The organism is Candidatus Gillettellia adelgis (assembly GCA_020541285.1).
GTDB lineage: Bacteria > Pseudomonadota > Gammaproteobacteria > Enterobacterales > Enterobacteriaceae > Gillettellia > Gillettellia adelgis.
The window spans coordinates 1,254,059-1,276,105 of record CP047043.1 but is presented as its reverse complement, the minus strand read 5'-3'; the positions used below and the strand labels follow the sequence as shown (position 1 = coordinate 1,276,105).

At 35.3% G+C, this 22,047-nt stretch carries 13 protein-coding genes and 1 pseudogene; 11 read left to right on the top strand and 3 right to left on the bottom strand.

The genetic code is table 11. The annotated features are described in order from the left end of the window. The first annotated feature begins 742 nt into the window (after nucleotides 1-742). The 5 genes and pseudogenes from GIY03_RS03085 (at nucleotide 743) to coaD (ending at nucleotide 5,905) form a co-directional block, all read left to right on the top strand. Complete coding sequence (locus GIY03_RS03085) at nucleotides 743-1,870, top strand: glycosyltransferase family 4 protein (protein ID WP_457913657.1); 1,128 nt, start codon at nucleotides 743-745, stop codon at nucleotides 1,868-1,870. After that, a complete protein-coding gene (locus tag GIY03_RS03080; RefSeq protein WP_457913986.1) occupies nucleotides 1,870-2,979 on the top strand; it encodes a glycosyltransferase in 1,110 nt (369 codons plus the stop codon). Before GIY03_RS03085 ends, GIY03_RS03080 begins: the two co-directional genes overlap by 1 nt. A gap of 389 nt (nucleotides 2,980-3,368) precedes the next feature. Further along, nucleotides 3,369-4,643, top strand: coding sequence for a lipid IV(A) 3-deoxy-D-manno-octulosonic acid transferase (waaA, locus tag GIY03_RS03075; RefSeq protein WP_457913985.1), 1,275 nt, complete (start codon nucleotides 3,369-3,371; stop codon nucleotides 4,641-4,643). Nucleotides 4,644-4,646: 3 nt separating this feature from the next. Then, complete coding sequence (locus GIY03_RS03070) at nucleotides 4,647-5,420, top strand: glycosyltransferase family 2 protein (RefSeq protein WP_457913656.1); 774 nt, start codon at nucleotides 4,647-4,649, stop codon at nucleotides 5,418-5,420. 3 nt (nucleotides 5,421-5,423) lie between these two features. Then, a pseudogene (gene coaD / locus GIY03_RS03065) lies at nucleotides 5,424-5,905 on the top strand (pantetheine-phosphate adenylyltransferase). Between the two features lie 805 nt (nucleotides 5,906-6,710). Here coaD and rpmG read toward each other — a convergent pair. Together rpmG and rpmB are read right to left on the bottom strand one after the other, a co-directional pair. Beyond that, nucleotides 6,711-6,878 carry a 50S ribosomal protein L33 gene (rpmG, locus tag GIY03_RS03060; protein WP_457913655.1) on the bottom strand — a complete coding sequence of 56 codons (168 nt, stop codon included), beginning with the start codon at nucleotides 6,876-6,878 and terminating at the stop codon, nucleotides 6,711-6,713. Nucleotides 6,879-6,899: 21 nt separating this feature from the next. Beyond that, nucleotides 6,900-7,127, bottom strand: a complete 228-nt coding sequence (rpmB, locus tag GIY03_RS03055; protein WP_457913654.1) for a 50S ribosomal protein L28 — start codon at nucleotides 7,125-7,127, stop codon at nucleotides 6,900-6,902. Nucleotides 7,128-9,761: 2,634 nt separating this feature from the next. Between rpmB and coaBC the strand changes: the two genes are divergently transcribed. Beyond that, a complete protein-coding gene (gene coaBC, locus GIY03_RS03050) occupies nucleotides 9,762-10,979 on the top strand; it encodes a bifunctional phosphopantothenoylcysteine decarboxylase/phosphopantothenate--cysteine ligase CoaBC (RefSeq protein WP_457913653.1) in 1,218 nt (405 codons plus the stop codon). Beyond that, nucleotides 10,957-11,415, top strand: a complete 459-nt coding sequence (gene dut / locus GIY03_RS03045) for a dUTP diphosphatase (RefSeq protein ID WP_457913984.1) — start codon at nucleotides 10,957-10,959, stop codon at nucleotides 11,413-11,415. Before coaBC ends, dut begins: the two co-directional genes overlap by 23 nt. Before the next feature lie 1,820 nt (nucleotides 11,416-13,235). Here dut and GIY03_RS03040 read toward each other — a convergent pair. Beyond that, nucleotides 13,236-13,412, bottom strand: a complete 177-nt coding sequence (locus tag GIY03_RS03040) for a hypothetical protein (RefSeq protein WP_457913652.1) — start codon at nucleotides 13,410-13,412, stop codon at nucleotides 13,236-13,238. A gap of 301 nt (nucleotides 13,413-13,713) precedes the next feature. On the opposite strand from GIY03_RS03040, the gene GIY03_RS03035 reads away from it, so the two are divergent. From GIY03_RS03035 to murI, 4 genes are all read left to right on the top strand, one after another. Beyond that, nucleotides 13,714-14,577, top strand: coding sequence for a YicC/YloC family endoribonuclease (locus GIY03_RS03035; protein ID WP_457913651.1), 864 nt, complete (start codon nucleotides 13,714-13,716; stop codon nucleotides 14,575-14,577). 2,485 nt (nucleotides 14,578-17,062) lie between these two features. Then, nucleotides 17,063-17,983, top strand: coding sequence for a (2E,6E)-farnesyl diphosphate synthase (gene ispA / locus GIY03_RS03030; protein WP_457913983.1), 921 nt, complete (start codon nucleotides 17,063-17,065; stop codon nucleotides 17,981-17,983). A gap of 196 nt (nucleotides 17,984-18,179) precedes the next feature. After that, nucleotides 18,180-20,045, top strand: a complete 1,866-nt coding sequence (dxs, locus tag GIY03_RS03025; RefSeq protein WP_457913650.1) for a 1-deoxy-D-xylulose-5-phosphate synthase — start codon at nucleotides 18,180-18,182, stop codon at nucleotides 20,043-20,045. Nucleotides 20,046-21,036: 991 nt separating this feature from the next. Then, nucleotides 21,037-21,903 (top strand): glutamate racemase, encoded by an 867-nt coding sequence (gene murI, locus GIY03_RS03020; protein WP_457913649.1) that lies wholly within the window; start codon nucleotides 21,037-21,039, stop codon nucleotides 21,901-21,903. The last annotated feature ends 144 nt before the right edge of the window (nucleotides 21,904-22,047 follow it).

The following is a 22,047-nucleotide window of genomic DNA, read 5'->3' as shown; positions in this document are numbered from 1 at the left end:
GTAGTGTAGCACTATACTAATTAATTTTATTAATATATTTGTTTGACGTGGCTTAACGGTCTCTAAACATCCTAGCTCTGTTAGTATAATTATTATGTTTAACTAATACCCGTAAGTTTTTTAGACTCATAGAATATTTTTGAATAGAAGATATTGTGGTTACTTTGTTGAAAATTTTTGGTATTCAGTGAATGCATAACAATTCATCATGTACTTCATGATTAGTCATTCAGCGTGTAGGTGCTGACTTAGTATTGTATAATCGATAGTGACGTTTTAGTGTAGTATATCTTACGTTGATTGTCTGTAAACACTGTATACAAAAAGATCACAGAACATCTTATACGCATTAGGCTGCAGATTATTTATTAGCCATAACTCTGTTCTTATTTTCAGTAAAAGCCACAGTAAATGTATAGCGGAGTTTTTTACTGTAGTTAACCGTCTGCACTAGTTGAGAGTGAATGTTCGAATGTTACGCTGATTGATCATACCAAAATTGTTTGTCTGTGTAGACGTCGTAGTAATATATATAAATGTTGATCTATAAAATTCATGCATTGCGTTATGCAAGTCATTAAAACCGCGGATCTCATGAACAGGCAGGTGATCGATTAGGCAATAAAGTCAGGAGAGTGTAGTGATTGGATGTACATACATGATATTAAAAATCAGTAATAAGAACATTTTTCAATCTTACTCCTATAGATTGTGTGATTGAGGTCGTGCGGAGTGAGCGAGTATGCAGTCATATCGTTTAGCAATTGTTTGCAAAAAATACCGCCCAGATGGTGGAGCAGAGCGTTTTGTTTTACATACTTTAGAAGCATTAGAACAACAGAACCTTAATTTAAATATTATCACTCGGGAATGGAGTGATAGAATCACGTCTAATCGGCATATTCATTTGTGTAATCCCATAAAGATTGGGCGAATTAGCCGTGAATGGGGCTTTGCTAAGACAGCCAAAATTGTGTGGAATAAAGAAAAATTTGATTTAGTACAAAGTCATGAACGTATTCCTGGATGTGATATTTATCGTGCTGGTGATGGTGTGCATCGGCGCTGGTTGCTGCAACGTACTCGCCTCTTACCTGGCTGGCGCCGTAAATGGTTATTCTTGAATCGCTATCATCGCTACGTGATGCACACTGAGCGCACGATGTATGCTTCGCCTAAGCTAAAGTCTATCATCTGTAATTCCGAGATGATCAAACAAGAAATTATTGAAGATTTCAGTGTGCAATCTGATAAAATTACAGTAATTTATAATGTTATTGATCACAAAAAATTCTTACCTACCAACACAGAACAGCGGCAACTATTACGCGATCAATATTCTATTCCACAGCGGGCGCACTGCTTAGTCTTTGTTGGTTCAGGTTTTGAGCGTAAAGGATTAACTGCGGCTATAAGTGCTGTATCAGCTACGGATAGTTATCTCTTAGTAGTTGGTAGGGATAAAGCAGAGACGCGATATCGAGCATTAGCAAGGTCGTTAGGGTGTAGCCATCGCGTGTATTTTTTTGGCCTGCAAAAGGAGATTTTACCATTTTATCAGGCGGCAGATGCACTTCTGCTACCGACATTATATGACCCATTTCCTAATGTAATTCTGGAAGCGATGTCTTGTGGCCTTCCGGTAATCACTAGTTCGACCTGCGGTGGTGCTGAGTTTATCGTACCGGGCCAGAATGGTTTTGTTACTGATGCTCTGGATATTCTAGCGATCCGCAAAGCAATTGTGGATTTGCCGAATCAGGCATTAGGATCGGCTATGGGAGAATCAGCTCGTATCACTATCTTACCATATAACAATCGGCTTCTTTCTAAAAAATTAGTTAATCTTTATGATAGGCTTTTAAAATGATAAAAAAACATATTTTGCTTATTATTGATGGATTACGTGCTGGAGGTGCCGAGAATATAACTTTGACACTCGCCAAGGGGATGATTCAGCGCGGTTATGCGGTGACTTTGATGTCTCTTAGCAAGCACCTAAGTTACCCAATTCCTGATCAAGTAAAATATATCGTTGATCATGATGATAATAAAGGAATGTTTCATAATATTAATGAGCTAGCCCGGCGTGCAGCCTCTTTAGATCGTCAAGTGTCAAATTTATTTACTGAATATGGAAAACCTTGCTTAGTTATTTCTAATTTACATAAAACGGATCGTATTGTAGCTCGTTCTAGGATCTTGAAATCCTGCAATCTTTGGTACTGTATCCATAGTATGTTTTCCTGCACTTATCTCGGAAATAAATCAGGATTTACACGTTGGCTTAAACAAAAAAAACTACAAAAAATATATAAAAACTGTAACATTATTACAGTGTCCGAAGCTATTGCGGTTGATTTATTAAAGTATATTAAAATAAACCCCAGTAAATGCATTACCATTTACAATCCATTTAATATTAATGAAATACAGCATCGTGCTATGGAGTTCAATCCCTTTCATGATCAGGATTATATGTTACATGTTGGACGTTTTCATCAGGTAAAATGCCATCATCGTCTGCTAGAAGCTTTTGCTCTTGCATCTCTGCCGATCAACCTGATACTTATTGGTCAGGGTAAACTAGCTGTTACAGAAGCTATCCGATTAAAAATAGCTGTGCTTAATTTGCAAGATAAAGTTTTTCTTGCTGGTTTCCAAGCAAATCCGTTTCCGATTATTAAAGGTGCTAAAATGGTAGTGCTAAGTTCTGATAGTGAAGGGTTATCCACCGTTTTGATCGAAGCATTGATTTGTCATGTTTCCATTGTCAGTACTGCTTGCCCAGGTGGTATCGTAGAGATTATGTCTGGCAAACTAGCATCTTATATATCAGAAATGAACGTGCCGTCACTCGCCGAGAAAATGCGTTTAGCCTGGCACACTCCAATTCAGATTACTACAGAGATGTATAGTCGCTTTAATCACGAGAGAGTGTTAGATAAATATTTATCTTTAGTTGACTCCAGATCATAGAACCGCGATTGACTATTTCAATATAATAATAGGGATGATATGAGTAGAATGGAAGTGTAATTTTATTTTGTATTTTGTAAGAAATTTACTGGTATACAGTCTTATAGCTAAGTATTTAATAAGACTGATGTATTTATATTAGATAATATTGTCTGGTCATACTTCTCATAAAAATTTTTAGTACATATTGAAATATTTTAAGATACAATAGAGTCTTTATTTATAAAGAGCATAGTATTAGGCTATCTGATTTTCTTCCCAGTTGAAGCACAGTGAGTATTATTAAGAGTATTTTTCATTAGTGATCTTCAAATTAACTAAGATCCTAAACTAGGATGCCTTTTAATTATGGTATGCTTCTGAGACGCTATATAAATATAATTGATAGAGTGTTATTCTATTTTTATCAGGTATTGATGTACCTGATTCAACCCGTGCTTTTTTTACGGCTTCTACTGCGTAGCTATAGAATGCCTGCTTATCGTAAACGATGGGCAGAGCGTTACGGATACTGTAACGGAAAAGTCATTTCTGGAAGCATTGTGGTGCATGCAGTTTCTATAGGTGAAACATTAGCCGTTATTCCTGTAGTAAAAGCCTTGCGCTGCCGCTATCCATATTTACCAATCACTGTAACTACCATCACTCCCGCAGGTTCAGAGTGCGTGCAGTCCACGTTTGGTAAAGATATATATCATGTTTATCTGCCTTACGATTTACGCAGTTCTATAAACCGTTTTCTTGATCAGGTAGATCCTACGCTAATGATTATTATGGAGACTGAATTATGGCCAAATCTAATTAATGCGTTGCACCAACGCCGAATTCCTTTGGTCATTGCTAACGCACGTCTCTCAGCACGTTCTGCGGCAGGCTATAAAAAAATCGGTAGCTTTATTCGCAATATGCTGAATCATATTACGTTAATTGCTGTACAGAATCAAGAAGATGGTAATCGATTCATTGAACTTGGTTTACAGAGTTCTCAGTTAACTATGATGGGTAGCCTGAAATTTCATGTTTCTATTACGATGGAAATGGCTTCGCGTATTATTTCTCTTAGACGTCAATGGGTATTACATCGTCCAGTTTGGATCGCTACGAGTACCCATAATGGTGAAGAGAATATTGTATTAACAGCTCAAAGAAAACTGCTGGAAAAATATCCTGATTTATTGCTTATTTTGGTACCTCGCCATCCAGAACGTTTTATGACTACTAAAAAACTAGTCAATAAAGCCGGTTTTAACTATATAATGCGTAGTAGCGGCGCGATTCCTTCGATGAATACGCACATTGTGATCGGAGATACTATAGGTGAACTCATGTTGCTATACGGCATCGCTGATCTAGCTTTTGTGGGCGGTAGTTTAGTTAAACACGGTGGCCATAATCCGTTGGAAGCTGCAGTGCATGCTATCCCAGTTTTAATGGGTCCGAATACCTTCAACTTTCATGATATTTGTACGAAGTTGTCGAAAGAAAAAGGGTTGATTACTGTGTTCGACACAGATTCCTTGATTAATGCAGTAGACAGTCTCCTAACCAATGAAGATTATCGTCGTGACTATGGTTGTCATGCAGTAGATGTTTTATATAAAAATCAAGGTGCGTTACAGTGCTTACTACAACTATTAACCCCATATCTACCGCCTAGGAGATAGTAAATGAACAATCGTAAAAGTCTATCGGTAGTAATCATTGCTAAAAACGTGGCTGAAGTGTTGCCAGATTGCATACATTCGGCGGCCTGGGCTGATGAAATTATAGTATTAGATTCGGGCAGTCAGGATAATAGTGTTGCGATTGCTAAAAATATGGGTGCAAAAGTATTTCTGCATGCTAATTGGCAGGGTTTTGGTAAGCAACGCCAGTTAGCACAACAGTATGCCTGTTATGACTATATTTTAATGATTGATGCTGATGAACGTATAACACCTAAATTACGAAAATCTATTGAGCAGGTTTTAGTGGCACCAGGAAATAGTACTGTTTACAGTTGTAAACGTCATAATTGGTTTCTCGGTCGCTTTATGCGATATAGCGGTTGGTATCCAGATCGGGTGAATCGTTTATACGCCAAGCATAGTTATTGCTATAATAATAATCTAGTGCATGAGTCCCTTAATATTAAGGGTGCAAATGTTGTTGCGCTTAGTGGCGAGCTCTTGCATCTATCTTGCCGCGATTTTCTTGCCTTTCAACGTAAACAACTGAAATATGCTGCAGAGTGGGCTCATCAGAACCACCAAGTTGGCAAACATTGCCATTACCTTTCAATATTAATTCATTCGCTAGGCGCGTTCTGTAGGACCTGGTTGCTGCACGCCGGTTTTTTAGATGGTAAGCAGGGGTTCTTATTAGCTATGATCAACGCGCAATATACTTTTAATAAATATGCTATATTATGGACATTAGATCATCATTACTTAGAACAATGAACAATGAGTCATACAGCTATTTATCCTGGAACCTTCGATCCCATAACTAATGGTCATTTGGATTTAGTAACTCGTGCGTCGTTGATATTTAATCATGTGTTTTTAGCGATTGCTGCTAGCTCAAAAAAAAATTATTATTTAGTTTGAGTGAACGAGTTGCATTGGCTATCCAAGTGACTTCACATTTGGATAATGTAGAAGTATTAGGTTATACTGGATTAATAACACATGTTGCTACACATCATAATGCTACGATCTTAGTACGTGGTTTACGTACAATATCTGATTTTGAATACGAACTGCAGTTAGCAAATATGAATCGGAATTTAATGCCAACTTTGGAAAGCGTATTTCTCATGTCATCTAGAGAGTGGTCATTTGTCTCTTCTTCACTAGTCAAAGAAGTAGCCTATCATGGCGGTGACACTACGCCTTTTTTACCAGATGTAATTATCCAAGCTTTGATAAAAAAACTTGCTTCTTAATAGTAGCTGATTACAGTAATATCAGAAGAAACCTCTGATGTTACTTGCAGTATTTCTATTTGATTGAGTGAATATAATCATGGAAAAACGTATCATTTTCTGATATACTCGAAATATCTTAATAAGATATCCCAGGAACGTTGGCTTTTAGATTGCTAAGCAGCATCTTACTATTCTCGATAGAACGTCTACGATACTTATAGAAAACTACTTTTGCTTGTTTATAAAAAAGCTCCTTAGCCATTGAGCGTGACTCTCACACTCAATAACATTCATTAACGTAGATACTAACAATCTATATGGCTGCTTTTGTATATATTAAGTTAGGCTTAAGTAAGGTCTCACTTGTTAAGTGATGTAATATAAAATGTATAACGATATATCATGTGAGTGAATTGAGGTAGACGTATTGAGAAATACTATGTATCCTGAATCTATTAAAAGTATTGTTTATCTATGTTCTATATGTACTTCGAAGTATACAGCATACTATACTCATAGTATGCTAAAGAAACCAGGTTAGCAGTGTTGCAGCTGTATTATCGTTTAATTACTTACAAATTTATACGGCGATTTACAATGTACTAGTTATTCGATGAGTATTAATGGCCGCATAGGTTTTCGTTAATGTAAACGATTTTCCATAGTATGTTATACTGCCTTGATAATCGAGTGAACAATCTCTAAAATTGTCTCTGCCAGTTGCAATGTTTATATGCTTAGTCAGTTAGTGCTTTCTATTTTCTTCTATCTATTGTTGAAGAAATGGTAAGCTAAGTTTGCATATTGTATATGTTTTCTAAAATTACTTAATTTTATCTTCTTTGTAGAAAACATGTTTTCGGACAACAGGGTCAAACTTTTTTAGTTCTAATTTTTCTGACTTAATACGCTTATTTTTTGTGCTAGTATAGAAATGACCGGTACCAGCAGAAGAAATTAGTTTAATTTTTTCGCGAACGCTTTTTGCCATGATATACTCCCTTAATTACGTTTAAATATGGACATACAGATTTTCTAAGACTTTATTGATGCCTTTTTTGTCGATAATACGCATACCTTTAGCAGATACACGTAGAGTTATAAAACGTTTCTTATCCTCAATCCAAAAACGATGTGAATGCAGATTAGGAAGAAAATGGCGTTTAGTTGCGTTCATTGCATGGGAGCGGTTATTACCACTCGCCTGGCGCTTTCCAGTAACTTGGCAGACTCGAGACATGTTTATCCTCCAGAAAATTACATAATAACTTAAATTTTTATAGATTGCTAATTTCTGAGTGACGTTGTTAAGGCTAATTTAGAGACCTCTATTTGAGGGAATGATGTATTATGGTGCTAGCAATATATTGAGATATACTCTAAATAGTTATAGCACAAGGATAACCAGAGTTCTGGCGATTTAAATAAATACATATTAGTGAATAACGTACGTAATTTAGTGAAGCTAACGCATATGTAACTTGTTTTTTAATGAGTATAATATATTAGCTACGCTAAATCTAATATGTTTAATATAAATATTATGCAGCTTAATTGCACGTTTTAAATTTTAAATGACTACAGATTCTACGGGAACGTCGTAAAAGATTTTATCATGTTATTTACATTAGTAAACAAGATATGGTCTACTTGGACTAACACCGAGATAATTAAGTGATTTAATTTTAATAAAATAGCAAGACCTTTTGGACTTACTGAATTATTATGTGGTCAGTATGATCTGGTGTTGTTTGGTAATAGATAAAGGCTTATATGCTAACGGATGATAGCGCATATAGTTAAATACTGCGTATGTGGGTTTCTGGCTCTCAAGCATACAACAGCGTTGTTGATAATTTAATCACACATCTCTTGATGTTCATTATTTGTTCAATAAAGTACAGCATGCCAGCAGTACTTTATGTGTATAATGCACTTATAATAGACCTTATTAGTCATCTTTCATACTGCATGGGTAGGTTTAGCGTAGCTCTGGCGCACTCTAAATCAAACCATCCAATAACTAGAAAACACTAGTTTTAAAATTGTTTATTAACTAGGTATGGTATGTATTTATCACGCTTTCAGTAATATATATGAATAATCTTATTAATTCTAGCAACTGGTTAAAGTGAATATTTAGAAGAAATCAATGTAATTCTTTAGGTTAAGTGAGTAGTTTAGTATATATTTATTTCAGTCAGTTCTTGAGAGATTACTGATTGTATGATCATAGGTTTATATTTTAAAATGTAACAGCGTATGCATGCGAGAATAAAACTGCTTATGTTCATGCGAAAGTCCTTCTGAATAAATCTGAATCAATATGTTAGAAAGATTAATCTTCAGTGAAGCAGAACGGGTTAAGATTTTTCACTAAAGACAATATCAAAAAGAGAGCTCTTGATCATAAGAAAGATTCAACTAGATTCTAGGGTTGCAGTTGCATTTAATCACTGACTCTCTACGATCTAACGTATAATCTGCACACACCGCTATTGCAGTGAGTATTAGAAGAATAGTGTTACTGAGTTTTTTATATAAAAGTATAATAACTATGTAAGTTTAATATAGATCGCAGAACTTATTAAATCATTCGCTTCATCTTTTGCAAATAATATATAATTATCATGGAATTTTTAATAAATACAAATGTCTACGGATCTCGCTGAAACATGAATGAATATTTAGCGTACAATCTTTCATTGATATAACATGATCTAAGTTGATTTATAAAGATAACAGGTAAAGCATGACAGACGTTGCAGAAACATACGACATATGTGGAATAGCAGAAAAAGTTAATCATCCTTTCCTGTGAACTGTGGATTAGTAATGTTTGTTTAACATAAAATAACTCTGGGATATCGCTAGATCGGCGTCAGACTAATTCCGGGTAAAAACATAGCAATAGTTGGTACTTGTTTAAATATCATAGATATACTCAACTTCCACGATAGAGTCAATTTAGTAGGCTGATCATATAATATATGTAATAGTAAAATGTCACTAGTGTTGCTATAATTAATAATTACAATTGTGTAATCGAGAGGATGCCTACTACGCATTAAGAGCGTAGGTTATCATTGCGCAGAACTGTTAAAAATTTAGTGAGTATGATATAATAAAGCTTATTGTCGACTGTTCTATAGTGTCAATCGGAATCTGATAAAAATTATTCATAATAATCAACAATACAGAGACAACCATTACTACACTGTATAAAAGATATTTTTATAGGAAAGACGCTACTCTCCCTTAAGTATAGTATAGGCACTGAACACAAATGATTTTGTCAGATTAATAATAACTTTTAAATCTCAAAGCAGATGATCTGCGATCATTAGATCTATTCTGATAAGCATGAGCAGTGGCTAAATTAGAAGAATCCAGTAATCAATCTGTAAATTACTATATAAAAGTACTTGTGCTTTATTTTAAACTAATTTACTAAAAAATATAGTGTATGAATTTCTGTGATATTGCAGTAGTTAGTCATAAGGCTGCACAAGGCTACTAATGCAGATACAAACGCACAGAATAAAAGCGTCTTACAGAAGAAATCAGGTCTGTATGTGCAGATATATAGGAAACAGCGTCACATTAACTATAACTATAAAACGCCCATTAAATCATTAATGGTGCAATAGAAATAAAAGAAAAAAGCTTAGCCATAATTTTAGCTGACTTCTTTATTCGCCTTTTTTAAAAGAGCAATAATATATTTGTACCACATTCTAGTATTTAATAGACATTTAGTAATGCATCGAATTATCGTTACAATCTCATGAAATAGGACCGATTATAACAGCAGTGTGTATCTATTTGGCAAATAAAGCAAAGCGTGTATACTCTATCTTTTGATTAGACGATTATGACAACAACACTTTCAGGAAAACATATTGTTCTTGGCGTTAGTGGCGGTATTGCGGCGTATAAATGCCCTGAGTTAGTATATCGACTGCGCGATAGAGGAGCAGAAGTGCGAGTCGTAATGACTAGCGCAGCTAAATTATTTATTTTGCCATTAACGTTTCAAACTGCTTCTAGTTATCCGGTTTTCGAAGATTTTATAGAACCTGTTGCTGAAATGGAAGTAAATCACATTGCATTGGGAAAATGGGCTGACTTAATAATTTTGGCACCAGCGACTGCTGATTTATTAGCACGGATTGCTGCTGGTATGGCTAATGATGTGCTAACGGCTGTCTGTCTAGCGACTAATGCACCGATCGCTATAGTTCCTTCTATGAATCAACAAATGTATCATGCTACTGCAACCAAAGCTAATCTGCAAGTATTACAACAACGTGGCATGTTAGTATGGGGTCCGGATAACGGACGTCAAGCTTGCGGTGATATTGGTCTGGGTCGCATGCTTAATCCAAAAGATATCGCGATTCTGGCGAATAACTATTTTTCTATAGTGCAGGATTTACAACATTTAAAGATTATGATTACTGCTGGCCCTACGCATGAGGCGCTAGATCCAGTACGTTTCATTAGTAATTATAGCTCTGGAAAAATGGGTTTCTCTATTGCTTATGCTGCTGCTGATCGCGGCGCTAAAGTCACGTTAATTACTGGACCTGTCAATTTACAAACACCACTTCGTGTGACACGTATAAACGTTACTAGTGCGTTGGAGATGTTTCAGGCCGTGCACAAGCACGTCGATCAGAAGGATATTTTTATTTCTTGTGCTGCTGTAGGTGATTATCGTGCTCAACAGATCGCTGATAAAAAAATCAAAAAAAAAGGCGACGAGCTTAGTATCAAAATGATTAAGAATCCTGATATCGTTGCTAGTGTGGCCAATATGTCTAAAAATCGTCCATTTGTCGTTGGATTTTCTGCTGAAACACAGAATATGGAAAAATACGCCAAACAAAAACTAGTTTGTAAGAATTTAGATTTAATTTGTGCTAATAATGTATTGTTAGCTGACCAAGGGTTTACAAGTAATACTAATGCACTGCATCTTTTTTGGCAAGGTGGAGAAAGACGACTAGTACTTGACGATAAAAAACGCCTTGGTCAATGTTTAATCGACGAGATATTTAGTCATTATTATGAAAAGAATCGATATTAAAATCTTGAATCCGCGAATCGGTCAGGATATACCGTTACCGACTTATGCTACTTCAGGTTCTGCTGGACTTGATTTGAGGGTGTGCTTAGAGAATGCAGTGGAATTGATGGCAGATGATACAATATTGCTACCTACGGGTTTAGCAATCCATATTTCTGATGCCAATCTAGCAGCTGTGTTACTACCGAGATCTGGTCTCGGTCATAAGCATGGAATAATATTAGGTAATCTAGTTGGTTTGATCGACTCTGATTATCAAGGACAGTTGATGATTTCTATATGGAATCGAAATCAAAGATCTTACACGATTAAACCAGGCGAGCGTATCGCACAAATGGTCTTTGTGCCAGTTATACAGGTGGAATTCAACCTAGTAGAAGAATTCAAAATCAGTCAACGCAGCACTAAAGGTTTAGGTCACTCTGGTCGATATTAATCTTAGTATATAATCATAGATAATTAAAAATTTTCTCCTAAAGAATTACAAAATCGCATGAAAATTGGCGTTATGAATTAATTATTATCATGCACTCCAAGTGATATACAGTACTAAGAGTGTTTAGATAAAAATTTACAAATTGTAAACGCTATTATATAAGCGTTGATAGACTGATCTTTGTTTTTAGTAGTTAATTTTTGTAAATTGCATGGTGTAAATAAACGTTTAAATAAGCACACCTGGAGCAAGAAACATCAAAAATGAGCGTAAGAGAATATTACTGGTGTTGACGAAGCGGTTAACATGAAGACATGGCGGTAGGTATATCAATATAACCCTGATATTTTGTTAAAAATAGAAGATTTTTAAGTGCCAGAATGCTGGCATATGCTGTATAACACATGGATTTTACAATTTTTAGTTTATTAAAAAGACCGTGTAATGATATATATCATATTTATTTTATAAGAAGTATCAAAATGCTCAAAATTTTTCTGAGAGTATACTTTTTGAGGGTTAATGAGATTGTTAGAATCACTATTTAGGCGCAATGTATAGTATAATTATTTATAAGATCATACTAAAATTACATACCTCTATAATTGTATTACTAATGTTATCTTTAGTGCATTAACGCGTGATTATATCAAGCATAAAGGTAATGTAAGTGATAATAAATGATATTTTATGCGTTTATAAGATGCTATAAGCCGGTTATCATTGTCTTTAGCAAAAGAATGATTTTGTTCTCTTTGCCTTTTTAGTTGCGTTGTAAAATATGTAAAAATTCGATATTGACTGTTATTGGTAGTGTATTGACTTATAATAAGATGTCAGAGAAAGAGTGCGTCATTTTGTTATATTCTCCTGTTTTAGGAGTACAGTGCACCGCTGATAACTGACGTGGCATTTAAGATTTTTTATTTCAGGTAAGCAATTTCATTCTCACAACCTGCAGATATCATGCATTTTTAAATAATAATTATATTCTGCTGCTTTAATGGCGTCAGGATCCACATGATAAAGTTCTTAATCATTAAGAATAACCAGCAAATACACAAGGTAAAAATATTAGCGCCGATTATCTCTATATATTCATTAGGGATATCGTAACAACAGTAATCGCGTTACTTAAAAGCAAACTGCACTTGCTGAATTGTTGAGTTATGCAAAGTATTCTATTTTTCACTATCAGTTAAGTTTACTGATGAGCCAAAAAGAATGATATGTCGTACTCATAAACATCAGCATGACCACTTTGTTATATAAATTATTAAAAACCCTATGTCATCTAAGCTAGATAGCGACTAAAAAGTTATATTGGCAGCTATTAATATTGTGGTATAAATCTCTCATCATATAAGATAATGTCTATTTTTATGGATGAGCATTCAAGAAACGCAGGTTTATCTAGCTAATTTTCAAGGTATGAGAATTTAATTGAATACTGTTTATTACACCAGAACTTCGCTCATTAATATTATGAAAGTTTGATTTCTTCTATGTTTGATCTGCTTTGTATATCTTATTAGTATTGTCATAAAAGTATTAAATATAACGGCGATTTCCTCGTTATCTAAAAGAATTGATCTACACTACGTTTTCATGCCAGTCTCGGCATGAGAGTCTTTGTGATATTCTAAACCACATTTTATATCACCGTTAACTATACCTAAAGGAATCGCTACTACTCGTTCTTTTATCGGACTCTATTTTAGTGTATCACTATCTACTAGTGCATTTTGTGCATCAAGCAGGGTTAGACAAGCGCCAGAAATAGCAGAGACAGGAGTATTGCTATCGGCCTGTAAGAGATCTCAATATAAAGTAATAATAAACGCACCTAATTTCAGATCTATGACTGCGCATAATGAAGGTGCAATTAATCGTTGAATTTCTAGTGTTCTGCCGTTCTGTTTGCCTTTGACAACTTCGCGAATATTACGACTATGAGTAGAGCGCGGTAGCATGCTGTGTATTTGACGATAATGCAAAACCTTGTCCTCGGTTTTTCAGTAAACGTGGTACACCTCCTTCTACTGTAGCAGGGCATAAAACTCTAGTAGCGCCCCATATTCTACCAGCACCAATTCTTTCAACAGTATAGTGAATGTAGTAACGTGTTAATATTAGTCAACAAACATATTCTGGTGATCTTCCTGTAGGAAGCATTGGTTTTCTCTGGTTTTAAACCAATAGTTAAGCACATGTTATGAGTGCCGGATTATTTAATGCCTGTGCTGCTTACAGAAAAAAGACTATAATCACTTGAGTTTGCTATTATGAGGCACGAATATGATACGCAGCATGACCGCCTATGCTAGGCGTGAAATTAATAGTACATGGGGGAGCGCAACATGGGAGTTGCGCTCTGTTAACCAACGCTATTTGGAAACGCACATCCGTCTTCCAGATCAATTCCGGAGCTTAGAGCCAGTAATCCGAAAACGTATTCGTTATTTTTTGACCCGTGGTAAATTCGAGTGTAACCTATTTTTTGAGTTAGATCCATATGCGATCAGCTCGATTACTATAAATGAAGCACTAGCTAAGCAACTTATAAAAGCTGTAAATTGGGTAAAAACACGCAGTGGTGAAGGGGAGATCGATCTAATTGATATGTTGCGTTGGCCAGGTGTAATTTCCGATATAGCGCAAAATCTGGATGCTATTAGCAGTGAATTAATGCAGGCACTGGACTGCGCGCTAGATGATTTTGTTGCCGTGCGTGAAAGTGAGGGCGCCATATTAAAAGTCCTTATTGAGCAGCGCTTAAATGGCGTAAGTGCTGAAGTGGGTAAAATACGCCGCCAGATGCCAAGTATTTTACAATGGCAACGCGAGCGATTAGTGAGTAAGTTAGAAGAAATTCAAATAAAAATAGAAGCTCCCCGCATAGAGCAAGAATTTGTACTAATGGCACAGCGCATGGATATTGATGAAGAGTTGGATCGTCTAGAAACGCACATAAAGGAAACGCACAAGATTCTACAGAAAAAAGAAGCGGTAGGTCGTCGTCTTGACTTTATGATGCAGGAGCTTCATCGTGAATCCAATACATTAGCCTCGAAATCAATTAACACTGATGTTACGGCTTCTGCTATTGAGTTGAAGGTGCTAGTTGAGCAAATGCGTGAACAGATTCAGAACGTAGAGTAATGCTACTAGATATTTATAATTATTAAAGATGCTGGATTCTTATCAGAAAATTTATTGTATTTTATCTAAATTAATCTTAATTCTAGGTATCAATAAGAATGATATTCTGTCATATTAGATATTGATAACAGACTGCACTGATTACATTCAGAGATCTATTTTACCTATTTCAATTTGCCATCTTATAATGATTGCTAGATTTTGTTGTTTATAGCAGGCTTTCTTACAATGGGGTTTTACTGAGTCTTGAGCCATATAACGTTTACGCCTTATATAAGGTCTTCATAGATATTTAAGTATAGTATACATTGCATGATAACTGATTATATAATAACAGATTTATATTAGTTGTATAAATAACAATTTAAGCCGTTGATGTATAATATGCTATACACTACCCCTATGTTAGATATCATGAGGTATTTGATACCACGCTAATTTTAGCAGACACAGAGTCCGACTATGCTGTACAAAATATCGTGTATGTGTATTACAGATCTTGTATCGAAATCTAGACAAAAACTAAAAAAAGTAGCTAGTAGGTATAATACGGTTATCTTGTTTTTAACGATCTTTCTCTAATATAAAAGATACACTTAATATGTGATATGATTTCTATTTTTAAACATAGGAACTAGAGACACTTGAAACAGTTGACTCTCCTCCGCTTAAATATCGATTCTGTAATATTCAGAATGTAGTAGCACGAGAATTTGCATATATGGTCTTTGCAACAATCGAGTAATCACAATTAATAAATGTGCTGATACAAGCACTGTTACTGTACTATAAAGGCACGCCAATAAAAAATGCACGATTATTTTTGTATTATTTGTTATATAGGTTCAGTAAGCAATGTTTAACAAGATAATTAATTGCTTTATGTTATTCGAGTGCATTACTTCAAAATAATCCGGTATATGTGTAATGTATTTAAAGATCAGAGTAAAAAGTATAATAAGTAAGCCTTTTATCCTGTGTTATAGATACTCGACTATATCTCCAAAAGTATGGTATTTATAAAAGTGGGGCGATAAATGTTACGTGATGAGAGTACTGCGCTAGTAAAGTTATAAAACTAAAATAAATCATGACACTAGAGTCATTGATGCAACAAGTAAATTGTGCTTTTTATTACGCGAACCAGTGAATAAATACAGTGTATCATTAACATAATTGGTTAGATAATGTTTAGTTAATTTTTAAATTAATATTTCACTCAGCATTTTCTAGTGTCTAGAGATTTTATCCTACAACGTATTGCAATCTGTCAAACAGCATATTCCATGACATGTTCTAATATTACGTTTATCTACCTATTATTGATCTTTTATGATATGTTGTTTTACATGAATAAAAATTTTAATAATAGTACATGTCTTATATAAGTTGATACGGGTGTGCTGCAATTAATAGGCAAGCACCTGTTGAATGCTAATTTTATGCATTATTCTTGTTAAGTTAAGTATATATACTTACACAGTAAGTACTCTATATCAGTAGATAGCAGCATACAGTTATACATTTGCATTAAATCTCGTTGTAGAAAAAATGATATATCTTCCTACAGTGCTAATAAGATAATTACCGTGTTGCTGTATTATTTTTTTATTAATGTCACCTAATTATTTTTAGTTATCGCACCTATTGTTACGTATAGATCAGTGAAACGTACTAACATGTTTTGATGTATTAATCTTCCCTATTTTTACATAGCATTGCAGATTATATAAAATAAAGTTTTGCTTTTTAAGATGTATTGCTAAAAAAGAAAAGTTTAATGTTTTCTGATTTACGGTAAGTCGCTAGCGTTGGTTCACATAGGAGTATTGAATACTAAGACAAATTATGTTTTTATTGTTACAATATAATAGATGTTAATTATGCATACATGTTAATGTATTAGAAATTATTGGCGATGCTATTAGAATGAACTTCGACATGCGTCCTTCTCACTTAAAGACGTTAATAGTATTCATTCGTAAAGTTTGAAGAAGAGATCAACGTACAACTTAGTACGTGATTCTCAGTGCTAAAAATCATTTACTTATAAACTTATAATAGTCTTTATTATGTAAAAAAAATACCAACATAGAGGATATCATACTAATATTAGTCTCTATAGTAGAATAGAGTGCGGTATATCTACCATGATTTGCTTATTAAAATTCGATAACATAATGGATAAAATCTTAATGCATACAATGATATAAAATAAAATAATTAAAATCACTAGGTGATACTAGATAACAACAAATCAAAACGTCTATTGTGAAGGCTCTTTAAACGAGATAAAAAATATCATGGCATGCCGAGAATTTTATATCTTACTTTTGCAAGACCTACTGAATACATTTAAATTCAGTGTATAATTTGTATATCAGAGTCAATAATGCCACAACTAGTGGCGTAAAACGTATCTATTAATTGGAAAACACCAGCATGTACGACTAATGCCTTTTATCTGAGGTGCTGAGTAATGGTTATGCCCAATCCCTCTCAATCCGATGACTTTACTACGCAATTACTAGCTTGTCGCGAGCGTATTGATCGCATATTGCTGGATTTTATCGCGTTTTTACCATTTGATGATAGCGAGTTAGTAGCAGCTATGCGTCACGGTGTATTGTTAGGTGGCAAGCGCTTACGTCCATTCTTGCTTTATGCCACTGGTCAGATGTTTGGTATTGCGAAAAATAGCCTGGATGCACCTGCTGCTGCAGTTGAGTGTATGCATGCCTATTCCTTGATTCATGACGATCTCCCCGCATTCGATAATGATGATTTACGCCGTGGAAAACCGACTTGTCATATAAAATTTGGCGAAGCTAATGCAATTTTAGCTGGTGATGCATTACAAACTCTCGCGTTTTCTATTTTAGCGGATGCAGACATGCCAAATGTCGCGTTGCGTGATCGATTAGCTATGTTGTCTGAACTCGCAGCTTCTTCTGGTATAGCTGGTCTATGTGGAGGGCAGTCAATGGATATGAAGGCGACAAGTAAGAAGATTAGTCTGACAGCGCTAGAACGGATTTATAATTATAAAACCAGTAGTCTATTCCGTATAGCAATTCGTCTTGGTGCGTTGGCCGCGGGTGAATCTAGTCGAGCTGCTTTACCGTTTCTGGATTATTATGCTACTTCGATTGGTTTGGCTTTTCAAGTGCAAGATGATATTTTAGATGTTATTGGTAAAACAGAAAAAATCGGTAAACACAAAGGAGTAGATCAGAAAAACTGCAAAAGCACTTACCCGAATTTATTAGGGGTGGATACTGCGAAGGTTAAGGCATGGGAATTGTATCAGGAAGCATTAGTTGCATTAAACACTTTGGAAGCTCAATCGTATAATACAATGTCATTGCGAGCACTAGCTAGTTTTATTATTCAACGTGATACTTAGCATGTGCGATGGTACCAAGAAGTTTTATATTGCGATAGGAGAGTGACTGCGTAATACCTAGTCACTAGAGTGTTAAATATATTAAAAACGAATTTAGGTGTTGTTTATAAAGCACTAATAGGGTGCAGTGCAATTAAACGTTAAAATTACTGTTACTTAAAAGATATAGTTCGCAATTCATTGATATGAGTATCAAATGAGTTTTAATATAGTTCGTTATCCAACCTTGGCGTTAGTAGAAAATCCCAGTCAACTCCGTTTACTGCCTAAAGAAAGCTTATTAAAGCTGTGTAATGAACTGCGGCAGTATTTATTAGACAGTGTAAGCCAGTCTAGCGGTCACTTCGCTTCCGGATTGGGCGCTGTGGAACTCACAGTGGCATTACATTATGTTTATCATACACCGTTCGATCGCTTAGTATGGGATATTGGCCACCAAGCTTACCCACATAAGATCTTAACTGGCCGCCGTGATGCTATTTCTACTATTCGTCAAAAAAATGGTCTCCATCCTTTTCCGTGTCGTACTGAAAGTATATATGATGTGCTATCGGTTGGTCATTCTTCAACCTCGATTAGCGCTGGTCTCGGTATAGCGGTAGCAGCAGAGCGTGAAGGAGAAGGCCGCCGAACTGTCTGTGTGATTGGCGATGGCGCTCTTACTGCCGGCATGGCATTTGAGGCGATGAATCATGCTGGGGATATTAACTCAGATATATTAGTGGTACTTAATGATAATGCAATGTCGATATCTGAAAATGTAGGGGCGTTAAATAACCACTTGGCGCAGTTATTATCTAGTAAATTCTACACTGCGTTGTGTGCCGGGGGTAGAAAAGTGCTCCCTAGCTTTACACCAATTGAAGAGTTAGTAGAATGTACTGCAGAACGCTTAAACGGCATAATGATCCCTAGTACGCTATTTGAAGGGCTGGGTTTTAATTATATTGGTCCTATTGATGGGCATGATGTTTATAATTTAACTACTATATTAAATAATATGCGCAACCTAAAAGGTCCGCAGCTTCTGCATATCATAACAAAAAAAGGTAGAGGTTATGCGCCAGCAGAAAAAGATCCAATTAGTTTCCATGCGGTGCCAAAGTTTAATCCAATTAGTGGTAAATTACCTAAAAGTGTCAATAGATTTCCTAGTTATTCAAAAATTTTTGGTGATTGGTTGTGTGAAATGGCTGCTAAAGATAGTGCTCTTATGGCTATTACGCCAGCGATGCGCGAAGGTTCTGGTATGGTGCAATTCTCAAGAGATTATCCACAGCAATATTTTGATGTTGCGATTGCTGAACAGCACGCGATAACTTTTGCGAGTGGATTAGCAATTGGCGGTTATAAGCCAGTAGTGGCCATCTACTCTACTTTTTTGCAACGTGCTTATGATCAACTGATTCATGATGTGGCTATCCAAGCACTTCCAGTAATGTTTGCTATTGATCGCGGTGGTATCGTTGGTTCTGACGGTCAGACTCATCAAGGTGCATTTGATTTATCTTTCTTGCGTTGTATTCCGACGATGATCATTATGACACCAAGCGATGAGGATGAATGCCGTCAGATGTTATACACCGGATATCACTATAACGATGGTCCAAGCGCAGTGCGTTATCCACGTGGTACTGGCATTGGCGTTACACTACAACCATTAAATGTGCTGATGATCGGTAAGGGTATAGTACGCCGTATCGGTAAAAATATTGCGATCCTTAATTTTGGCACTCTTTTACAGGAAGCTGCGCAGGTAGCGGAAGTTCTGAATGCTACACTAGTAGACATGCGCTTTGTTAAACCGTTAGATGAAAAATTAGTGCTAGAAATGGCAACCAGTCACAACGTGCTTGTAACACTAGAAGAGAACACCATTATCGGCGGTGCTGGCAGTGGCGTTAATGAATTGTTAATATCTAGTAGTCGTCTAGTACCAGTGTTAAATATCGGATTGCCAGACAACTTTGTACCACAAGGCACACAAGAAGAAGTACGAGCTGACTTGTCCTTGGATGCAGTTGGTATTCAAGACCAAATTGAAAGTTGGTTGGCATTATAATACTAATGTTACTATTGTATGAGCAATGTACTTTGCATGTCATATTGAGTAAGCATGTTACTTATACTCAATAATTCTTACAGTATACAAAAGGAGAGAAAGCAATGTCTTTGCTAGTAAATTATTTATTAAACACGTCACCACATCTCTAAGTATCTTTCGCATGTGTTAATTAATAAGCGTTATATTCGGTAACTGGAAGAATGTGTTAATGCTTGCGGTGATTTTATCTGACACATCTTTAGTAACTATTACAGCACAGTAAGTGTTTTGTTTCTTAGAGATTATTAGTAAAGTGCAATATGAGTAAGTTTTTATCGTCTTGTGTAGTATTTATATAACCTTGTTATCGGGCGTGTATATAAGCTATTAGGACAGAGATGATGCACCTCAATGATATTTGGTATCACTTAAGTATCATCCATTCTACATGCCGATAATCTACTGTATCATGGCATAATATATACTGTTTTATTGTTATGTTGTTACTTCGTATTGAAAGAAAAAAATATTCGTTATTTGATATATATGCCAGAACTCTCGTGATAGTTAAAAAGTGTAGAATTTTAAAACCTATAATATTCAGAATGACAAGAAATGTTCTTATGTTAATCGTCCTAAATTTTATGGGTTAATATTTAGAGACATCTGAAGTGTGCTTATTCATATCGGGTTCTAAAATTTATAAAAGACTACCTTGTTATCCTGATTCTTCTAATTTTACTTTTATGCAGTGTTTATGAATTTTGTTATTTAGATGTATAATATTTACATGCTATAATTAGATAATTATTTTAGATATAGTAAAATGTCTGCACTAGGGTAGGTTTTATAGCAAAATGTTTATATTTAAAGCATTACACTATCAATCAAATATTTAGTAAAACGAGCACGCAGGATACCTCGATTTCTTATTTTATGATTTTAAATCAATTATACATGGTATATAATAAAACTATAAATATGTTGAATAAAATCTATGAGATAGTTGATGGCAATGTTACCCCAGGTAGGGAATTTTATTCCACTAGACGTTGTACCACCGTGTAACAACACTCAAACTTTACGCCCGACTGTGTTAGTTTTGGACTCTGGTGTTGGTGGGTTGTCGGTATATCAAGCAGTGCGGCAATTATTGCCTGAGCTTCACTATATATATGCTTTTGATAATGTGGCATTTCCTTATGGCGAAAAATCTGCGGCGCTTATTACTAAGCGAGTATTAGCGATTACTAGCGCAGTGCAGCAACGTTATCCCATGGTAATAGTAATTATCGCATGTAATACAGCTAGCATTATTTCTCTATCAGCGTTGCGTGAACGCTTTAGGTTTCCAATCGTGGGTGTTGTACCCGCTATTAAACCCGCTGTCCGACTTACTGTTAATGGTGTCATTGGTCTCTTAGCTACGCGAGGGACTATTCAACATACTTATATTCATAGATTGATCACCCGATTCGGTGCTGAGTGCAAAATAGAACTTTTAGGTTCTGCTGAACTTGTGGAATTAGCAGAAGCTAAGCTGCATGGTGAAACTGTTTCGTTAGCAATGTTAAAAAACATTTTAAATCCATGGCTTACAATGAACCAGCCACCAGATACAATAATATTGGGTTGTACGCATTTCTCATTTCTCGTAGAAGAACTAACATTAGTTTTACCTGCCGGTGTTCGGTTAGTAGATTCAAGCGCCGCTATTGCTAGGCGTTCTGCTTGGCTGATTTCGACGCAGAAAAATTTAATATTGACGCAAGAAGATAATTTAGCGTATTGTATGGTACGAAATAAGAAAACCCATATTTTACAGCCCCTTTTAAAGCGATATGGTTTTCAGAGACTAGAGACATTATTGTTTTAGCAGATTTTTAGAAATATTTAATAGTTAAAAATAAAAAAATATTTATCTCAGTTATTTATAAATACCCTATAATTTTTATATTAATTATACTCGTAATAGGGGAATAAATAAATCAACAAAAAATTAAAATAATAACTTGACTTT

What these genes read in the sequence shown, in the direction of transcription:
- rpmB (WP_457913654.1), bottom strand. Translation starts at nt 7,127, where the DNA reads ATGTCTCGAGTCTGCCAAGTTACTGGAAAGCGCCAGGCGAGTGGTAAT.
- GIY03_RS03070 (WP_457913656.1), top strand. Translation starts at nt 4,647, where the DNA reads ATGAACAATCGTAAAAGTCTATCGGTAGTAATCATTGCTAAAAACGTG.
- murI (WP_457913649.1), top strand. Translation starts at nt 21,037, where the DNA reads ATGGCAATGTTACCCCAGGTAGGGAATTTTATTCCACTAGACGTTGTA.
- GIY03_RS03085 (WP_457913657.1), top strand. Translation starts at nt 743, where the DNA reads ATGCAGTCATATCGTTTAGCAATTGTTTGCAAAAAATACCGCCCAGAT.
- coaBC (WP_457913653.1), top strand. Translation starts at nt 9,762, where the DNA reads ATGACAACAACACTTTCAGGAAAACATATTGTTCTTGGCGTTAGTGGC.
- rpmG (WP_457913655.1), bottom strand. Translation starts at nt 6,878, where the DNA reads ATGGCAAAAAGCGTTCGCGAAAAAATTAAACTAATTTCTTCTGCTGGT.
- dxs (WP_457913650.1), top strand. Translation starts at nt 18,180, where the DNA reads ATGAGTTTTAATATAGTTCGTTATCCAACCTTGGCGTTAGTAGAAAAT.
- GIY03_RS03035 (WP_457913651.1), top strand. Translation starts at nt 13,714, where the DNA reads ATGATACGCAGCATGACCGCCTATGCTAGGCGTGAAATTAATAGTACA.
- ispA (WP_457913983.1), top strand. Translation starts at nt 17,063, where the DNA reads ATGCCCAATCCCTCTCAATCCGATGACTTTACTACGCAATTACTAGCT.